This window comes from Gluconobacter sp. P1D12_c (assembly GCF_018812105.1).
GTDB lineage: Bacteria > Pseudomonadota > Alphaproteobacteria > Acetobacterales > Acetobacteraceae > Gluconobacter > Gluconobacter oxydans_A.
Genome location: NZ_JACSIQ010000467.1, coordinates 1 through 449 on the forward strand (window position 1 = coordinate 1; position 449 = coordinate 449).

Below are 449 nucleotides of genomic sequence, written 5' to 3' on the forward strand. Positions count from 1 at the left end.
AAGGATGCGGGAACTCTTGAGTCTGTTGATGAGGTCACAAAATATGTGACTAAGCCGAACGATATTGAGACGATGGAGGATGGCCATCTTGAGTGGTTCTATAATGAGACACTCAATACGCGACTGATACAGAGGTACGGATCGTTTAATGAGTTCAATGGGTGTCTTAATGATGAGAGGCTTCGCATCGTTCGCGATCAGTCTGATGGATCTCTGAAGATTTTGAAGTAGCGTGTCATCAATGATGCTGAGCTTTTCACGAAGCGTGATGAAGGCGAACCCACGATAGGTGTCCCTAGATCATTGGATATTTTCGGGCCCGATATTGCTATGGCTCTCTGTGTTGAGCCTTCTCTTGATGGTCGTGTCATCGTTGGTGCTGAAATAAAATTCGAGCAGATGTAGAATAAGATTGTTGGGCTGATGCTCCCGCATCATGCTTTCTATAA

At 45.0% G+C, this 449-nt stretch carries 1 protein-coding gene; it reads left to right on the plus strand.

The genetic code is table 11. The features are described 5' to 3' along the window. A partial coding sequence (locus KP705_RS17700) for a hypothetical protein (protein WP_215765229.1) occupies window positions 1–231 on the plus strand: 231 nt, incomplete at its 5' end. Window positions 232–449: the final 218 nt, after the last annotated feature.